General features: G+C 72.6%; 16 protein-coding genes. 13 read left to right on the forward strand and 3 right to left on the reverse strand.

Going from position 1 to position 16,320, the window contains the following annotated elements:
• Nucleotides 1-52: 52 nt before the first annotated feature.
• Nucleotides 53-1,222, reverse strand: a complete 1,170-nt coding sequence (locus E1295_RS27110; RefSeq protein ID WP_132633996.1) for a DUF418 domain-containing protein — start codon at nucleotides 1,220-1,222, stop codon at nucleotides 53-55.
• A gap of 91 nt (nucleotides 1,223-1,313) precedes the next feature.
• Between E1295_RS27110 and E1295_RS27115 the strand changes: the two genes are divergently transcribed.
• Nucleotides 1,314-1,799, forward strand: a complete 486-nt coding sequence (locus E1295_RS27115) for a MarR family winged helix-turn-helix transcriptional regulator (RefSeq protein ID WP_246080393.1) — start codon at nucleotides 1,314-1,316, stop codon at nucleotides 1,797-1,799.
• Nucleotides 1,800-1,908: 109 nt separating this feature from the next.
• Complete coding sequence (locus tag E1295_RS27120) at nucleotides 1,909-2,382, forward strand: carboxymuconolactone decarboxylase family protein (protein WP_132633998.1); 474 nt, start codon at nucleotides 1,909-1,911, stop codon at nucleotides 2,380-2,382.
• Between the two features lie 28 nt (nucleotides 2,383-2,410).
• Here E1295_RS27120 and E1295_RS27125 read toward each other — a convergent pair whose 3' ends face one another.
• On the reverse strand, nucleotides 2,411-3,445 hold the full coding sequence (locus tag E1295_RS27125) for a helix-turn-helix domain-containing protein (RefSeq protein WP_132634000.1): 1,035 nt from the start codon (nucleotides 3,443-3,445) through the stop codon (nucleotides 2,411-2,413).
• Nucleotides 3,446-3,469: 24 nt separating this feature from the next.
• Here E1295_RS27125 and E1295_RS27130 point away from each other — a divergent pair, with 24 nt between their 5' ends.
• The 7 genes from E1295_RS27130 (at nucleotide 3,470) to E1295_RS27155 (ending at nucleotide 11,711) form a co-directional block, all read left to right on the forward strand.
• A complete protein-coding gene (locus E1295_RS27130; RefSeq protein WP_246080396.1) occupies nucleotides 3,470-4,441 on the forward strand; it encodes an alpha/beta hydrolase in 972 nt (323 codons plus the stop codon).
• 60 nt (nucleotides 4,442-4,501) lie between these two features.
• Nucleotides 4,502-6,334: an ABC transporter ATP-binding protein gene (locus E1295_RS27135; RefSeq protein ID WP_132634002.1), complete on the forward strand. Its 1,833-nt coding sequence runs from the start codon at nucleotides 4,502-4,504 to the stop codon at nucleotides 6,332-6,334.
• Entirely contained in the window at nucleotides 6,331-8,046 is a 1,716-nt protein-coding gene (locus tag E1295_RS27140; RefSeq protein ID WP_132634004.1) for an ABC transporter ATP-binding protein, read from the forward strand. Before E1295_RS27135 ends, E1295_RS27140 begins: the two co-directional genes overlap by 4 nt.
• 117 nt (nucleotides 8,047-8,163) lie before the next feature.
• Nucleotides 8,164-9,054, forward strand: coding sequence for a diacylglycerol/lipid kinase family protein (locus E1295_RS27145; protein ID WP_132634006.1), 891 nt, complete (start codon nucleotides 8,164-8,166; stop codon nucleotides 9,052-9,054).
• 149 nt (nucleotides 9,055-9,203) lie between these two features.
• Nucleotides 9,204-10,202 (forward strand): glycoside hydrolase family 43 protein, encoded by a 999-nt coding sequence (locus E1295_RS27150; RefSeq protein WP_132634008.1) that lies wholly within the window; start codon nucleotides 9,204-9,206, stop codon nucleotides 10,200-10,202.
• A 40-nt stretch (nucleotides 10,203-10,242) separates the two neighbouring features.
• Complete coding sequence (locus tag E1295_RS51945; RefSeq protein WP_281284772.1) at nucleotides 10,243-10,371, forward strand: hypothetical protein; 129 nt, start codon at nucleotides 10,243-10,245, stop codon at nucleotides 10,369-10,371.
• Nucleotides 10,372-10,544: 173 nt separating this feature from the next.
• Nucleotides 10,545-11,711 (forward strand): serine hydrolase domain-containing protein, encoded by a 1,167-nt coding sequence (locus E1295_RS27155; RefSeq protein WP_132634010.1) that lies wholly within the window; start codon nucleotides 10,545-10,547, stop codon nucleotides 11,709-11,711.
• Here E1295_RS27155 and E1295_RS27160 read toward each other — a convergent pair.
• Nucleotides 11,665-11,931 (reverse strand): hypothetical protein, encoded by a 267-nt coding sequence (locus tag E1295_RS27160; RefSeq protein ID WP_132634012.1) that lies wholly within the window; start codon nucleotides 11,929-11,931, stop codon nucleotides 11,665-11,667. The two genes, E1295_RS27155 and E1295_RS27160, sit on opposite strands and share 47 nt — an antisense overlap.
• Before the next feature lie 232 nt (nucleotides 11,932-12,163).
• On the opposite strand from E1295_RS27160, the gene E1295_RS27165 reads away from it, so the two are divergent.
• Genes E1295_RS27165 through E1295_RS51950 form a run of 4 tightly spaced genes read left to right on the forward strand, consistent with a single transcriptional unit; the run spans nucleotide 12,164 to nucleotide 16,231 of the window.
• On the forward strand, nucleotides 12,164-13,669 hold the full coding sequence (locus tag E1295_RS27165) for an ABC transporter substrate-binding protein (protein ID WP_132634014.1): 1,506 nt from the start codon (nucleotides 12,164-12,166) through the stop codon (nucleotides 13,667-13,669).
• A complete protein-coding gene (locus E1295_RS27170) occupies nucleotides 13,669-14,634 on the forward strand; it encodes an ABC transporter permease (protein WP_132634016.1) in 966 nt (321 codons plus the stop codon). The genes E1295_RS27165 and E1295_RS27170 overlap by 1 nt, the downstream gene beginning before the upstream one ends.
• Complete coding sequence (locus E1295_RS27175) at nucleotides 14,631-15,443, forward strand: ABC transporter permease (RefSeq protein ID WP_132634018.1); 813 nt, start codon at nucleotides 14,631-14,633, stop codon at nucleotides 15,441-15,443. The genes E1295_RS27170 and E1295_RS27175 overlap by 4 nt, the downstream gene beginning before the upstream one ends.
• Complete coding sequence (locus E1295_RS51950) at nucleotides 15,440-16,231, forward strand: ABC transporter ATP-binding protein (protein ID WP_132634020.1); 792 nt, start codon at nucleotides 15,440-15,442, stop codon at nucleotides 16,229-16,231. The genes E1295_RS27175 and E1295_RS51950 overlap by 4 nt, the downstream gene beginning before the upstream one ends.
• Nucleotides 16,232-16,320: the final 89 nt, after the last annotated feature.

Raw genomic sequence — 16,320 nt, forward strand, 5'->3', positions numbered from 1 at the left:
GCCGCGCAGTTTTCTCCGCACGGGACGAAAAGTCTCCGTACGTGCGGTAGCTTCACGATGACGCGCGTTTCGCGGCGGGCCGGTGGATCAGGTGCCGCAGGGCGATCTCCGCGGGCCCGCGCCTGCCGCCCCGTTCGAGTGTGTACGCCCCCGCGACCGTGACGAGCCACACCCCGCACGCGAACAGCGCCATGCCGGCCTGGGTCAGGTGCCCGCCGAGGCCGAGCCCCCAGGCGGCGAGCACCGGGGCGAAGATCACTGAATGGGTGAGGTAGCACGACAGTGAGCGTTTGCCGACCGCGGCCAGCGCCACCACGGGGAAGGCGGGCCTCGGCCGGCGGGAGACGGCGTGGGCGATCAGGCCGAACGCCGCCGCGTACCCGACCCCGCACGGCAGGCCGGTCATGGACTGCAGCCAGACGATGACGGCGTCCGGGCTGTCCCCGAGCGCCGGCGGAAGCCCGCCGGTCCAGCCGATCGCGACGCCCGCGCTTGCGGTCCAGCGCAGCTTTCGCAGGTGGCGGCCGGGTTCCTCCAGCACGCGGTGGCGCGCGGCCCAGATGCCGAGCAGGATCGCGATGGGCGCCGTGCCCAGGAGGAGGGTGGCGGCGGTGACCCCTGGCCAGGACATCGTGCGGACGAGCACGGAGGCGAGATAACCGGGTTCACCGGACCCGGAGAGGGCCACGGCGCTGTCGGTCCCGGCCGTGACGTCGAGGTCTCCCACGGCGAACCGCACGACCGTCAGGACGACCAGCACGAGCGTGAGGTAGGCGACCCCGATCCCGCACCAGGTGAGCACGGTGCGGTCGCTCCGCCGCAGGAACAGCCCGGCCAGCACGAGGGTGAACAGCCCCCATGTGCCGAGGACGTCGGTCGACATGAGAAGCGCGGCGTGGGCCAGGCCGAACACGATCATCCAGGCGCCCCGGCGCCTCAGCAGGGAGATCGCGCCGCGTTCGTCCGGCCTGCGGTTGTGGATCTGGACCATGCCGTAGCCGATGAGGAAGGCGAACATCGGATAGATCCGCAGGTCCAGCACGACGGCCATGGCCGATCTGACGAACCCGTCCAGGGCGCTCTCTCCGAACCCCCGCCACAGGTAGTAGCTCGTGTTCGACAACACGATCAGCAGTAACATCGCGCCGCGTGCCAGGTCGGGAGCGAGGGAGCGCTCCGTCCGCCGGGCGGTTGCCTCGGTCCGGTCTCTCGCGGTGGGCATCGTTCCACCAGCTCACTTCCGCTACAATTATCTGCATCGATAAGCTTCTGCATCATGCAGTTATTGAAGAGCGTGCCCTTGAGGAGGAGCGGTGTCAACACATCCGCCGGAGCCGGACGAGCCCGCGGCCCATCAGGAACGGATGATCCGCGAGTTCTTCACCGCCGTGATCCTGCACGGTCACGTCACGGCCAACGCCATCGGCATGCATCCGACCGACCTGTTCGCCTTGAACCTCGTGGAACTGCACGGCCCTCTCGGCGCCGGTGAGCTCGCCGACCGCACGGGGTTGTCGACGGGCGCCACCACCCGGCTCATCGACCGGCTCGAACGCAGCGGCCAGGTCCGCCGCGTCGCCGACCCCGCCGACCGGCGCCGCGTGCGCATCGAGAAGGTCGGCGGCCACGAGCTCGACGCGGCCCTGCACGCGGCCTTCGAGCCGGTCGGGCAGCGCATGGAGGAGGTCATCGGCCGTTATCCCGCCGACCGCCTCGAAGAGCTCATGCGCTTCGTCGCGGAGACGACGGCCGCCGTCCAGGACGCCACCCGGGAGGTCCGCACGGTCACCGGTGAGTAGCCCGGATCTCGCGCGGGAAGAGTGGCCCATGTCACATCCATACTTGTCACACTTCACCGGGCCGCTCCGTCAAGGGGGTACGACCAGCGACAACGACAAGGAGCACACTATGAACGCTCGCCTGAGCCTGTTCGGCAACGATTTCGCCGCCAAGACGCTGAAGCACTTCATCGCGGTGAGCAGGGTGGTCAAGGAGTCCAGCCTGCCGGCCACGACCATAGAGCTGGTGCAACTGCGCGCCAGCCAGATCAACGGCTGCGCCTTCTGCGTCGACATGCACACCAAGGACGCCGCGCACGCCGGGGAGAGCTCGGTGCGGCTCAACCTGGTCGCGGCCTGGCGGGAGGCCACGGTGTTCACCGAGGCCGAGCGCGCCGCCCTGGAACTGGCGGAGGAGGGCACCCGCCTCGCGGACGCGGCCGGCGGTGTCTCCGACGAGGTGTGGGCGAACGTCGCCAAGCACTACGACGAGGAGCAGCTCACCGCCCTGGTGACGCTCATCGCCACCATCAACGCCTTCAACCGCCTGAACGTCATCACCCAGCAGCCGGCCGGCGACTACCAGCCCGGGCAGTTCGGCTGAGGAGGCAGGACCCGGGCGCCGGCGCTCGTCACTCGCCGAGGAGCCGCCACGTGGTGAGGGCGATCCTGGCCCGGGTCAGCCCGGCCGGTTCGGTGAGGTCGATGCTCAGCGCCTTGCCGATCTGTTCGACCCGGCGGGCGATGCTGCTGTGGTGCAGGTGCAGGAGGTCGGCGGCCTGGCGCAGGGAGCCGGTGGCACAGTAGGCGTCCAAGGTGTCCAGGTCCTCCGGAGCGCCGGCCAGCCGGCCGATCGCCGCCACGTCGGGGTTGCCGCGCGCGACCTCCGGCGGGATCTCGGCCAGCAGCGCCAGCGCGCCCAGGTCCTCGTAGTGCACGACCGGCCGGCGCGCGGTGGTGTAGCGCAGGGCGGTGCGCGCCTGCTGCCAGGACACGCAAGGGCCGGCCGCGGAACCGATGCCCGCCCGCGCGCCCGCGGAAAGGCGGCTCTGGTCGACGGTGGTGGCCAGGATGACGCCCACGCCGCCGACCGACGCCGCCCTGACCGGGCGTGCCGGGCAGATCAGGCCGCCGACCTGGTCGAGCGGGAGCCGTGACCGTACGGCGACGACGCGTACGGGCAGGTCGGCGGCGAAGCCCAGCAGCCGCAGCGCCCGCGCTCTGGCGGCGTCCTCGCTGCCGGGGCTGATCGCCAGCTCGACGAGGGCCGGGTCGGCCATGGTGGTGCTGGCCGGGCCGTACCTCTCGACGACGGCCGCGACGGCGATGGCGAGCCGGTCCAGCAGCAGCTCGTCGAGCGGCAAGGGAGGGGCGGAGCGTTCCAGCCAGACCGTGCCGACCTCCTCGTCGTCGAGGGTGATCGGCGCCGTGGTGGACGCGGGCGCCGGCGCGCCGGCCGCCTGCCTGCCGTCGTGCGAGAAGCGGATCACGCGGTCCGGGTCGTGCAGCCTGATGCCCGCCACGCAGCCGGCCAGGTTGGCCGAGGCCCGGGCGAGTGCCGGGAGATCCACCCGGCGGCGCATCAGCGTGTCGTAGAACATGACGACCCGGAGCGCCCCTCCGGCCTCCGCGTCCAGGTGCGACAGCCGTACAGCCAGTGCCTCCATGCAGGGAAGAGTACGCGACGATCGGTGCGCGACCGAGCCGTGATGGGCGACGGATGGCGGATGACCTGGTGGGCCGGCGCCGCGAGGATGAGCGGCATGGATCCCGAACTCGAAGCTTTCATCCCGTTGTTCCCCCGAGCCGACCTGCGCGACCCGATCGCCGAGCGCGACAACTTCGCCACACTGGCCGCGTCGGTGGCGCCTCCGGACACGACGGGCCTGGAGATCGAGGACCATGTCGTGCCCGCCGGCCCCGGCGTGCCGATCCGCGTCTACCGTCCCCGGCAGGCCGGCCAGGGCGCCGTCGTGTGGCTGCACGGCGGCGGCTGGGTCATGGGCGACCTCGAGACCGAGCACCCCTGGGCCGCGCGGCTGGCCGAGGTCTCCGGCACGGTGGTGATCTCGGTCGGCTACCGTCTGGCGCCCGAACATCCCTTCCCCGCCGCCCTCGACGACTCCTACGCCGTCCTCGCCTGGACGGCCGAGCACGCCGGGCGGCTCGGCCTCGACCCCGCCCGCATCGCCGTCGGCGGGCACAGCGCCGGCGGCGGGCTGGCCGCCGGGATGGCCCTGCGCGCCCGCGACGAGCACGGCCCGCGGATCTGCTTCCAGCTGCTCAACCAGCCCGGTCTCGACGACCGGCAGCAGACGTGGTCGGCCCGCACCTTCACCGACACCCCCTGGATGAACAGGGACAAGGTGCGCGCGGCCTGGGGCCACTACCTCGGCGGCAACCCCGCCACCGCGTACGCGGCCCCGGCACGCGCGGAAGACCTGACCGGCCTGCCGCCCGCCTACATCGCCACGGCCGAGCTGTGCCCCAACCGCGACGAGGACATCGTGTACGCCACCCGCCTGCTCCAGGCCGGCGTCTCGGTCGAGCTCCACCAGTGGGCGGGCACCTTCCACGGCTCCCAGGCCATCCTGTCCGCCGAGGTCTCACAACGTCAGATCGCCGAGCTCGGCACCGTGCTCCACCGCGCCCTCGCCGGCTGACGCCGTCCGCCACCACCACCGCTCAGGAAACGCGATGAGATCCACGACCACGGGAGAGCCATGAGCGCGACCGATCTCGCCCCGGCCAGGGAGCGGCCCGCTCCCCCGCCGGATGCCGGAGCAGGGCCGGCACCGGGCATGACAGGACTGCTGCGCCCGTACGGGTGGGCTTTCGCCGCCGTCGTCCTGCTCCAGATGGTCGGCGCCGTCGCCGGCCTGGCGCCCCTGCTCGCCGTCGTCGAGGTGGGCCGGGTCCTGCTCTCGCCGGGCCCCGCTGACCCTGGCCATGTCTGGGCCGTCGTGACGGCCGGCGCGGCCGGCCTGCTGGTCCGGCTGCTGTTCACGGCCGCGTCGTCGGGGATCGGGCACGTCCTCGACGGTGAGGTGCAGCTGGCGCTCCGCAGGCGCCTGGCGGCGCGGCTGGGGCGCGTACCGATCGGGTGGTTCTCCCGGCGCGGGTCCGGAGAGGTGGCCAAGGTGGTGGGCGAGGACGTCAGCGCCGTGCACCCCTTCATCGCCCACGCCCCCGGCGAGCTGGTCTCGGCCTTCGTGGTGCCGCTGGTGTCGCTGGTCTACCTGTTCGCCGTCGACTGGCGGCTCACGCTGATCACCCTGATCCCGGTGGCCCTGGCGGTGGCGATGGTCCCCCTGATGATGGTGCCGGCCCGGCTGCGCGAGCAGGAGGAGTTCGACGCGGCGATGGGACGGATCGCGGATTCCACCGTCGAGTTCGTGCAGGGCATCGCGGTGGTCAAGGCGTTCGGCGGGGCCGAGCGCGCCCACCGCAGGTTCATCCGGGCCGCGGACGACTTCGTCGACGTCTTCGTCCGGTGGGTGCGCAACATGTCCCTGATCGCCGCGGCGATGCAGCTGGCGCTGTCGCCGCCGTTCGTGCTGCTGGTCGTGCTGATCGGCGGCGCGGCGCTGATCACCTCCGGCGGCATGGCCCCGGCGGACCTGCTGCCCTTCATGCTCCTCGGACTGGGCCTGACCGCGCCGGTCGCGGCCCTCGGCCACGGCTTCGACGACCTTCAGGCCGCCCGGCGGGCGGCCGGCCGGATCAAGGACGTGCTCGAGGTGGCGCCTCTGCCGGAGCCGGCCGAACCCGCCTCGCCGCGGGGGCACCGGGTCGAGCTGCGTGACGTGCGGTTCGCCTACGACGACGGCCGCGAGGTGTTGCGCGGGATCGACCTGGTGCTCGAACCCGGGACGGTCACCGCGCTCGTCGGGCCGTCGGGGAGCGGCAAGTCCACGCTGGTCCAGCTGTTGCCGCGGTTCTTCGACCCGGTGGGCGGCTCGGTCCTGCTCGGCGGTGTCGACCTGCGCGAGCTCGGGAGCGGCGAGCTCTACCGGAAGGTCTCGTTCGTCTTCCAGGACGTCCGCCTGCTGCGCGCCCCGGTCGCCGACAACATCGCCCTGGCGGTGCCGCACGCCGGGCACGACGAGGTGGTCCGCGCCGCCCGGCTGGCCGGCATTCACGACCGCATCCTGGAGCTGCCGCGGGGGTACGACACCGTGATCGGGGACGACGCGCGCCTGTCGGGCGGCGAGGCGCAGCGGGTCGCGATCGCCCGCGCGCTGCTGGCCGACACACCCGTCCTGGTGCTCGACGAGGCGACCGCGTTCGCCGACCCGCAGACCGAGCAGGCCGTACGCCGGGCGCTGGCGACCCTGGACGGCGATCGCACGGTCCTCGTCATCGCCCACCGCCTGGAGACGGTCGCCGACGCCGACACCGTCGTGATGCTGGACAACGGATCGATCGTCGAACGCGGCAGCCCCGCCGAACTGATGGCACGGAACGGAAGGTTCGCCGCGTTCTGGCGCTCCCGGCGGATCGCCGGCGCGGCCGGGACGAACGGCGGCCAGGAGCGAGGAGATGAGTCCCGATGATCCGCATGCTGCTGCGCGTGCTGGGACACGAGTACGCCAGGACGATGCGCCGCACCATGGCCCTCATGACGATCACGGCGACGGCCGAGGGACTGTCGTACGCGCTGCTCGTCCCCGTGCTGCGGGCGCTGCTCGGAGGCTCCCCCGTGGACGCCTGGCCGTGGCTGGTGGCGTTCGGGGCCGCGGTCGCCGCCTACGCCGTGCTGCGCTACACCAGCGACCTGTCCGGCATGCGCGTCGGGACGACGATGTTGCGCGGCATGTACCACCGGCTCGGCGAGCACCTGGCCCGGCTGCCCATCGGCTGGTACGACGCAGGCCGGGTCGGCGAGGTGTCCGTCATGGCCGGCCGCGGGCTGCTGGCGGCGATGAGCGTGGCGGCGCATCTGCTGGCGCCGTTCGTCTCCGCGGTGGTGACGCCCCTGACGATCGTGGCCGTGATGCTCGCCTTCGACTGGCGTATGGGGCTGGCCGCGCTGGCGGGCGTACCCGTCGTGGCGGCGATCCAGTGGTGGACGGTCCGCTCGACGACCGCCACGGACGCCGAGCGCCACGAGCGCGACCACGAGGCGAGCGGGCGCGTCATCGAGTACCTCCAGGCCCAGCCGGTGCTGCGGGCCGGCGGCCGGACCATGGAACGTTTCGCGCTGCTCGACGACTCGCTGCGCGGGGTGCAGCGGGCGTCCCGGCGTACCGTCCTGGCCGCGCTGCCGGGTGTGGTGGGGCTGACGGTCGTGGTGCAGGCGCTCTTCACCGTCTTGCTGGTCCTCGGCGCCTACCTCGTGCTCGGCGGGAACATCGGCGCGGCGGAGGTGCTGACGATCCTGGTGCTGGCCGCCCGGTGCGCCGACCCGCTGCTGTCGCTGTCGGACATCGGCGGCAAACTGCGCGGCGCCCGGTCCGAGCTGGACCGGCTGGACGAGGTGTTGCGGACGGATCCGCTGCCGGAGCCGGCCGAGCCGATCGAGCCGGCGGGGCACGACCTGGAGCTCGCGTCCGTCACCTTCCGGCACGGAGACCGTACGGTGTTCGACGAGATGTCGTTGTCCGTGCCGCAGGGGCAGCGGCTCGCCGTCGTCGGGCCGTCGGGGGCGGGCAAGAGCACCCTGCTGCAGGTGCTCGCGCGCTTCTACGACGTGGACGCGGGCGCGGTGCGCATGGGAGGCGTGGACGTGCGCGCGATCGACACGAAGGCGCTCATGGAGCGGATCGCCATCGTCTTCCAGCACGTCTATCTCTTCGACGGGAGCATCGAGGATAACGTACGTCTCGGCCGTCCCGGCGCGACCGAGGCGGAGGTGCGGGCGGCGGCGGCAGCGGCGCGGCTCGACGAGGTGATCGAGCGGCTGCCCGGCGGATGGGAGACGAACGTCGGCGAGGGCGGCTCGCTGCTGTCGGGCGGCGAGCGCCAGCGGGTCTCGATCGCGCGGGCGCTGCTGAAGGACGCGCCCGTCGTGCTGCTGGACGAGGTGACCTCCGCGCTGGACCCGGTGAACGAGGCGGCCGTGCACGAGGGGATCGAGCGGCTCATGGCGGGCCGGACGGTGGTGATGGTGGCGCACCGCATGCGGACCGTCCAGCGCGCCGACCGGGTCGTCTTCCTCGACGGCGGCCGGATCGTGGAGGCGGGCACCCACGACGAGCTGCTGCGCCGCGGCGGACGCTATGCCGGGTTCTGGGAGGTCTCCCATCGCGCGGCGGCCCCGGGCTGAGCACCGGAGGCCCTCCCCCGGCCGGGACTCCCGAGCCGGCCCGGCGGCGCCCCCGGGCGTTTCGCCGGCCCGGCCGGGGGAACCGGGGCAGCCCAGGACGAGGGAAGGCGGGCGGAGATGGCGCGCAGGCTGGTGGCGATCGGCAATCCGGCGGCGGGCGGCGACGACGACGAGACCCGGCAGGCGGTGCTGCGCACGCTGGAGGGCGAGGCCGACATCGTGGCGCCCGCCACGGCGACGCCCGGGGACGTCGGCCGCGTCCTGGCCGGGTACGCCGACCGCGACCCCGTCGTGTTGGGCGGCGACGGCACCCTGCACACCGTGCTGCAGGCGCTGCTCGCCCGCGGCGAACTCGCCGACCGGCCGGTGGGGCTGATCCCCATGGGCACCGGCAACGACCTGGCGCGCTCACTCGGCATCCCGCTGGACCCGGGGAAGGCCGCGCTGACGGTGCTGCACGGCACGGAACGGCCGCTGGACCTGCTGGTCGACGACGAGGGCGGGATTGTGATGAACGCCGTGCACGTCGGCGTCGGCGCACTCGCCTCGGAGCAGGCGGCCCCGCTCAAGCCGGTGCTGCGCAGGGCCGCCTACGCCGCGGGCGCACTCGTCGCGGGGGCCCGCAGCAGGGGCTGGCGGCTGCGGGTGCGCGCGGACGGCGTCGTCGTCGCGTCCGGCCGCCGCCGGGTGCTCATGGTGGGCGTCGGCAACGGCGCCACGATCGGCGGCGGCACCCCGCTGGCGCCGGACGCCCGCCCGGACGACGGGCTGGCCGACGTGGTCGTCTCCTTCGCCGTCTCCCCCTGGGCGCGGCTGGCGTACGGGCTGCGTCTGCGGCGCGGCGAGCACCCCGAACGCGGTGACGTGGTCACCGTGCGGGCGGGCCGGGTCGTCATCGAGGGCGAGCCCGTGCCGGCCAACGCCGACGGCGAACTGCTCCCGGCCGCGCCCTCGTGGGCCTGGACCGTACGGCCCGGAGCGTGGCGGCTCATCGCCCCCGGCGCGTGACGCCCGGCCCGGACGAGGCCGGCGAGGCTCCGCGAGCGGCCGCCGCTCGCACCGGACCGTGACGCTTGACGCTTGTGAGATCATCGGTCAGAACACACGTGGTGATCGCTCGCCGGAGGCGGGCGGCGCGCGGCGGATGGGAGGCTCCCATGTCGTTGTCCGGCCGGCTCATTCTGGTGTTACCCCTGGTGGCGACGTTCGCGGCGGGCGGAGGCGAGGCCCGCGCGGCTGTGGCGGCCGTCGCGCCGCCGGCGGTCATCGAGGCCGACTTCCCCGACCCCGACGTCATCCAGGCCGGATCCACCTTCTACGCCTACTCGACCAGCAGCCGGGCCGGCCGCATCCAGGTGGCCGACGCGCCGTCGCCCACCGGGCCGTGGACCGTGCGCGGTGACGCCCTGCCCGGCAAGCCGAGCTGGGCGGGCGACGGCGGTTTCTGGGCGCCCGACGTGACGCGCCGCGCGGACGGCCAGTACCTCATGTACTTCACCGGCCCGAGCACCGCGACCGGGCGCATGTGCATCGGCGCCGCGCTGTCAGCCACCCCGCTCGGCCCGTTCCGGCCCATCGGCGACTCCCCGCTCGTCTGCGACCCCGCCGAGGGCGGCGACATCGACCCGTCGAGCTTCGTCGACCCGGACGGCACGCGCTATCTGCTGTACAAGAACGACGGCAATGCCGTGGGCAAGCCGACCGTCATCTGGTTGCAGCAGGTGCAGGCCGACGGCGTCACCTTCACCGGGCCCAGGAGGGAGCTCATCCGCAACGACCGCCCGGAGGAGGCCGGCGTGATCGAGGCGCCGGTGCTGGTCAAGCACCCGTCGCAGTACGTGCTGTTCTACTCGGGCGGCTCCTACACCGGCAACTCCTACTTCACCGGGTACGCCACCGCCCCTTCGCTGACCGGCCCCTACACCAAGGCGTACCGGCCGCTCATGACGACCGGCACGTTCGACGGCGCGGTGCAGGGCCCTGGTGGCACCGATGTGCTGGGCGACCGTGTCTTCTTCCACGGCTGGGTGGGCGACGCGCGCTGGATGTACACCGCGGACCTCGGCTGGGCCAACGACTATCCCGTCGTGCGCGGCAGCCGGGTGCGGTACGAAGCCGAGCGCGGCACGGTCGACCACGCGGAGGTCCGCAGATGAGGGAACCGCGTCCGAGTTCGGGGACAACGCCAGGACCACCGTGTGGCTGAGAGCCGGGACCACCCTTCTCAGGGTCACCCACACCATGAGTGAGCAGTCGAAGGTGACCGACGAGGTCCGCGACGGCGCCGTCGAAGCCGCCCGCCAGGCGCTGGACAACCTGCCCTGACGACGCCCCGTGCGAAGGGGTCCGATCAGGGCGGGGGAGGCGGGTCAGTCTGTGGTCGCAGCCGGGGTGCGACCACCGGGGCAGGCGAGGTTCGTCAGGATTGAGGACGATCACGGCCGCCGGTCCTTCGAGGATGGAGATCGTTCACCGCCGTCCATCGAAGGAACCTTGTCATGTCCCTGCTGACCGGCCGCCGCGTGGCGGTCGCCATGATGATCGCCGCGGGGCTGCTGTCCCCTCTCCCCTCGAACGCGAAGGCGAACCCGAACGCGCAGGCGCAGGCGCATGCCGGCGTGCGCCAGGCGCTCGACGCGATGGTGGCCGCCGGCGCTCCCGGCGTGCAGGCCAGGATCGACGACGATCGCGGCACCTGGATCGCCACCAGCGGGGTCGCCGATCTGGAGTCCCGCGCGCCGGTGCCGCGCGAGGCGCGGTTCCGGATCGCCAGCCTGACCAAGAGCATGGTGGCCGCAGTGGTCCTGCAGCTGGTGCGGGAGGGCAGGGTGAGCCTGGACGAGAAGATCTCCGCCCGGCTGCCCGGCCTGGTCAGGGGCGGCGACCGGATCACCGTACGGCAGCTGCTCAACCACACGGGCGGCCTGGCCGACTACGTGCGGGCACCCGAGTTCGCCGACCCCGCCCGCTTGACCAGGACCTACACCCCGCGGCAGCTCGTCGCAGCGGCGGAGCGGCTGCCGCGGGCGGAGCAGGGCCGCTTCTCCTACTCCAACACCGGCTACATCCTGCTCGGCCTGCTGGTGGAGAAGGTCACGGGGCACGACCTGGGCTCCGAGCTGCGGCGGCGGATCTTCCGGCCCGCGCGGATGACGCGCACGTACCTGCCGCTGACGCAGCAGGGCATCCGCGGCCCGCACGCCACGGGCTACTACCTGCCCGAGGGCGCCGACCCCGGCGTGCCGGGCTCGCTCAAGCCGATCACCCGGCTGAACCCGTCATTCGCGTGGGCGGCGTACGGGGTGGTGTCGGACGCCCGGGATGTGAACCGCTTCTACCAGGCGTTGTTCGGTGGCCGGCTGGTCACGCGCGAGCTGCTCGCCCAGATGCGCACCGGCGTCGGGACGCCGCAGGCTCCGGTCTTCCCGCGGTACGGGCTCGGACTGGAGTCGGCGGGGCTCACCTGCGGCGAGATGTGGGGGGCGACCGGGTCCATCCCGGGTTACCAGACGTTCAGCTTCGCCGACGCGAAGGGCCGGCGCCGGATGACGCTCTCGGTGAACGTGCAGCGCAACGATCCGAAGGTCGCGCCGATGTTGCTGGCGGGGGTGGACGCGCTCAACCGCTATTTCTGCGGCGAGCCGTACACGCTGCCGACGACGTGACGCCGAGCCCGGTGATCGCGTAGGCGCCGGCCGCGATCACCACGTCGGCCCAGCACAGCCCCCTGCCCCAGGCCATGGGCACGGCGGCCGTCAGCGCCGCGAACGGCGCCAGCACGGATCCCCAGAGCGCGGCCGCCGCCACGACCGGCCTGCGCTCCGGCGCCGGCGCGGCGGTGTCCGCGCGGTTCCGATCGGTGATGTCCGTTGCCGTTGGAGCCATCTCAGATCCGCCTCCCGTCGAACGGCCGCAAGCGCTGCGGGAAGCCCACGCCTGCCCGACCAGGAACGGTCATACCGCCCATCAGTCTGGTTTTGGCATTGACTAGGGTGATTCTGGGTCGGATCGCGGCGCGTGTTTGCCACGGGTCTACCAGCCGCCACTGAGCGGCGACTCAGGGCCCCCGGTATGATCCCACTAAACCTACCCATTTAGTGCATATTGCTCGGGAGTGATGGTGAACAGCAAACTCGCCGGCGTCGTGGCCGCACTGGCGCTCGTTCTGGCCGCGTGCGGCTCCGGCCAGGAAGGCCCGGCGGGAGGCGACGCCACGCCCGACGCCGCGGCCGTGATCGAGATCGGATCCCTGTACGAGCCCCAGAACCTCGACAACACCGCCGGCGGCGGGCAGGGCGTCACCGAGGCGTTCAACGGCAACGTGTACGAAGGATTGTTCCGGCTGACCGACGCGGGCAAGGTGGACGACCTCCTGGCCGAGAAGTACGACGTGTCCGACGACGGCCTGACGTACACCTTCGAGCTGCGCGACGGCGTCACGTTCCACTCCGGCAAGGAGCTGACGGCGGCCGACGTGAAGCACAGCATCGAGCGGGTCACCGCCGAGGACTCCCAGTCGGCGCGCAAGAGCAACCTCGAGGTGATCGAGTCCGTGGAGGCGCCCGACGACGGCACCGTGGTCGTCAAGCTGGCGCACAGGTCGGTGTCGCTGGTGTACAACCTCACGTACGTGTGGATCGTCAACGCCGACGCCAAGGACCTGGCGACCGCCGAGGACGGCACGGGGCCGTACACGCTGGGGGCCTGGAAGCGCGGCTCCACGCTCAGCCTCGACCGCTTCCCCGGCTACTGGGGCGCCCCGCCGGCCAACGGCGGCGTGGTGTTCCACTACTTCACCGACGCCACGGCGCTCAACAACGCGCTGCTGACCAACGCCGTGGACATCGTGACCAGCCAGCAGAGCCCCGACGCGCTCGAGCAGTTCACCGGCAACCCCGACTACAAGGTCAGCGAGGGCCACTCCACCACCAAGCTGCTGCTCGCCTTCAACGACAGGAAGGCCCCCTTCGACAAGCCGCTCGTGCGCAAGGCGGTCTCGTCGGCCATCGACGACGCCAAGCTGCTGGAGTCGATCTGGGCCGGGCACGGCAGCCTGATCGGCTCGATGGTGCCGCCCACCGACCCGTGGTACGAGGACCTCACCAAGGTGAACCCGTACGACGTGGAGCTGGCCAAGCGGCAGCTCGCCGAGGCCGGCTACGCCAAGGGCTTCCGCTTCACCCTCGACACCCCCAACTACGACCCCCACCCGACGGCCGCCGCGTTCATCAAGAGCGAGCTGGCCAAGGTCGGCATCACGGTCGACATCAACGTCATCACCGCCGACGAGTGGTACTCGAAGGTGTACAAGAACCACGACTTCGCCGCCACCCTTCAGGAGCACGTCAACGACCGCGACGTGGTCTGGTACGGCGACCCCGGCTTCTACTGGGGCTACGACGACAAGCAGGTGAGCGAGTGGATCAAGGAAGCCGAGCGCGCCAGGACCCCTGAGGAGCAGACCGAGCTGCTGAAGAAGGCCAACCGGCGGATCGCCGAGAACGCGGCCAGCGACTGGCTCTACCTCTACCCGCAGATCGTGGTGGCCGCGTCGAACCTGTCCGGCTACCCGGTCAACGGCCTGAACTCGCAGTTCTACGCGTACGGGATCAAGAAGAGCTGATGGGGCGCTACCTGCTGCGCCGCACCGCGTTCCTGCTGGTCTCGCTGCTGCTGGCGGCCTCGCTGCTGTTCGTGCTGCTGCGGCTGCTGCCCGGCGACCCGGCCAACGCGCTCGTGTCGGTCGGCGCGACGCCGGAGCAGCTCGCCGCGGCACGCCGGCAGCTCGGCTCGGACCTGCCGCTGCCCCAGCAGTTCGCCTCCTGGCTGGGCGGTCTGGCCAGGTTCGACCTCGGCACGTCGTTCGTCAGCAAGCTGCCCGTCGGATCCGAGATCGCCGCGCGGCTGGGCGTCACCGTGCCGCTGACGCTGCTCGCGTTCGTGCTGGCCGTGGTGGTCGCCCTGCCCGTGGGGTTCCTGGCCGCGTGGCGGTCGGACCGCTGGTACGGGCCGCTGCTGAACGGGGTCGCGCAGCTCGGCGTCGCGGTGCCGGTGTTCTGGATCGGCATGCTGCTGGTGACCGTGTTCGCGCTGCGGCTGCGGGTGTTGCCCGCGGGCGGCTTCCCGCGCGAGGACTGGGCCGAGCCGGGGCGGGCGCTGACGTCGCTGCTGCTGCCGGTCGTCACGATCGCGCTGGTGATGTCGGCCTCCCTGATCCGTTACGTGCGCTCGGCCACCGTGGACGTCCTCGGCAGCGACTTCCTGCGCACGGCCAGGGCGATGGGCGAGTCGTTCGGCGGCGCGATGTGGCGGCACGGGCTGCGCAACGCGTCGGTGCCCGTCATCTCCATCCTGGGCATCGAGCTGGCGACCACGTTCCTCGGGGCGGTGGTCGTGGAGAGTGTGTTCACCCTGCCCGGCCTCGGCACCCTGCTGATCGAGGGCATCTCCGAGCACGACTACCCCGTCATCCAGGGTGTGCTGGTGGTGAGCACGCTCGCGGTGCTGCTGATCGGCTTCGCGGCCGACATCGTCCAGCGGCTGGTCGACCCGCGGTTGCGCGCGCACGTCGGTGGAGGCCGTCCGTGAAGGGCCGGCACACGTTCGTCGCCGGGTGCGTGCTGGTCGGCCTCGTGCTCGCCGTGGCCGTCGTGTCGCTGGTGTGGCTGCCCTACGATCCGTCGGACACGACGGGCGGGCGGCTCGCGCCACCGGGCGGCGAGCACCTTCTCGGCACCGACAAGCTGGGCCGCGACCTGCTGACCCGGCTCATGGTGGGCGCCCGCATCGCGCTGACGGTGGGCGCCGGCTCCGTGCTGGTGGGCGGGGTGCTGGGCGTCGCGGCCGGGCTGCTCGCCGGGTTCGCCACCCGCTGGCTGGACGACGCGCTGTCGGCCGCGCTCGACATCCTCATCGCGTTCCCGACGCTGCTGCTGGCCATGCTGGTGGTGGCGGTGCGCGAGGCGTCGCTCGGCTCGGCGATCGTCGCGATCGGCCTGGCCATGTCGGGCGTCGTGGCGCGGCTGACCCGGGTGCTGGTCAAGCGCGTGCTCTCCCAGGACTACATCACGGCTTCGCGCACGTCCGGCACCTCGTGGCCGCGCCTGGTGACGGAGCACGTGCTGCCGAACATCTGGCCGACGCTGCTGGTCAACCTGGCTCTCCAGCTCGGCCTGGCCGTGCTCGCGGAGGCGTCGCTGTCCTACCTGGGGCTGGGCCCGCCGCCGCCGAACGCCTCGTGGGGCCGGCTGCTGCAGGAGGCGCAGGCCACGGTGCTGACCGCGCCGCTCGGCGCCATCGCCCCCGGTGTGCTGCTCGTCGTGCTCGTGGTGGGCGTGAACCTGGTCGCCGACGGCCTGCGCGACCTGGCCGATCCGACGCGAAGGAGCAGCCGATGACCCTGCTGCAGGCGGACGACCTCTCGGTACGCCATCCGGACGGCCACGACTTGGTCCGCGGCCTGTCGTTCGCCGTCGAACCCGGCGCGCGGCTCGGCCTGGTCGGTGAGTCGGGGTCCGGCAAGTCGCTGACCGCACTCGCCGTCATGGGGTTGCTGCCCGCGGGCATGACGGCCGGCGGCAGCGTGGTGCTCGGCGGGACGCAGGTCGTCGGCGCGTCCGGCAGGACGCTGGACCGCGTACGCGGCCGGTCGGCGAGCATGGTCTTCCAGGAGCCGCTGACCGCGCTGGACCCGCTGATGCGGGTCGGCCGGCAGGTCGCCGGTCCGATCAGGCGGCGGCGCGGCCTGCGCGGCGGCGCGCTGCGGGCCGCCGTCATGGAGGCGCTGTCGGAGGTACGCCTGCCCGAGCGGGTGGCGGGGGCGTACCCGCACGAGATCTCCGGCGGGCAGCGCCAGCGGGTGGCCATCGCGATGGCGCTGGCCTGTCAGCCCGAGCTGCTCATCGCCGACGAGCCGACCACGGCGCTGGACGTGACCGTGCAGGCGGAGGTGCTGGCGCTGCTGGACGGGCTGGTGGCGGGCCGGGGCATGGCGCTGTTGTTCATCAGCCACGACCTGGCCGTGGTCGCCGACGTGGCCGACCGCATCGTGGTGCTCAAGGAGGGTTCGGCGGTGGAGTCGGGAAGGACGCAGGAGGTCGTACGGGAACCGCGGCACCCCTACACGCGCTCGCTGGTCGACAGCGCGTGGGCGCTGGAGGGCGAGCTGGATCGGCTGGCCCCATGAGCGGCACGGGGGCGGGCCGCAGGGAAGGCGCGAGGGAGAGCGCCGGGGAAGGCGCGAGGGAAGGCGGCGGGGGCGTGCCCGTGCTGGAG

It is taken from the genome of Nonomuraea mesophila (assembly GCF_004352805.1).
GTDB lineage: Bacteria > Actinomycetota > Actinomycetes > Streptosporangiales > Streptosporangiaceae > Nonomuraea > Nonomuraea longispora.

Excerpts from the sequence above, each read along its gene's own strand:
- E1295_RS27110 (WP_132633996.1), bottom strand. The coding sequence starts at position 1,222 with ATGCCCACCGCGAGAGACCGGACCGAGGCAACCGCCCGGCGGACGGAG.
- E1295_RS27165 (WP_132634014.1), top strand. The coding sequence starts at position 12,164 with ATGGTGAACAGCAAACTCGCCGGCGTCGTGGCCGCACTGGCGCTCGTT.
- E1295_RS27125 (WP_132634000.1), bottom strand. The coding sequence starts at position 3,445 with ATGGAGGCACTGGCTGTACGGCTGTCGCACCTGGACGCGGAGGCCGGA.
- E1295_RS51950 (WP_132634020.1), top strand. The coding sequence starts at position 15,440 with ATGACCCTGCTGCAGGCGGACGACCTCTCGGTACGCCATCCGGACGGC.
- E1295_RS27170 (WP_132634016.1), top strand. The coding sequence starts at position 13,669 with ATGGGGCGCTACCTGCTGCGCCGCACCGCGTTCCTGCTGGTCTCGCTG.
- E1295_RS27120 (WP_132633998.1), top strand. The coding sequence starts at position 1,909 with ATGAACGCTCGCCTGAGCCTGTTCGGCAACGATTTCGCCGCCAAGACG.
- E1295_RS27150 (WP_132634008.1), top strand. The coding sequence starts at position 9,204 with ATGTCGTTGTCCGGCCGGCTCATTCTGGTGTTACCCCTGGTGGCGACG.
- E1295_RS27135 (WP_132634002.1), top strand. The coding sequence starts at position 4,502 with ATGAGCGCGACCGATCTCGCCCCGGCCAGGGAGCGGCCCGCTCCCCCG.
- E1295_RS27145 (WP_132634006.1), top strand. The coding sequence starts at position 8,164 with ATGGCGCGCAGGCTGGTGGCGATCGGCAATCCGGCGGCGGGCGGCGAC.
- E1295_RS27155 (WP_132634010.1), top strand. The coding sequence starts at position 10,545 with ATGTCCCTGCTGACCGGCCGCCGCGTGGCGGTCGCCATGATGATCGCC.
- E1295_RS27140 (WP_132634004.1), top strand. The coding sequence starts at position 6,331 with ATGATCCGCATGCTGCTGCGCGTGCTGGGACACGAGTACGCCAGGACG.
- E1295_RS27160 (WP_132634012.1), bottom strand. The coding sequence starts at position 11,931 with ATGGCTCCAACGGCAACGGACATCACCGATCGGAACCGCGCGGACACC.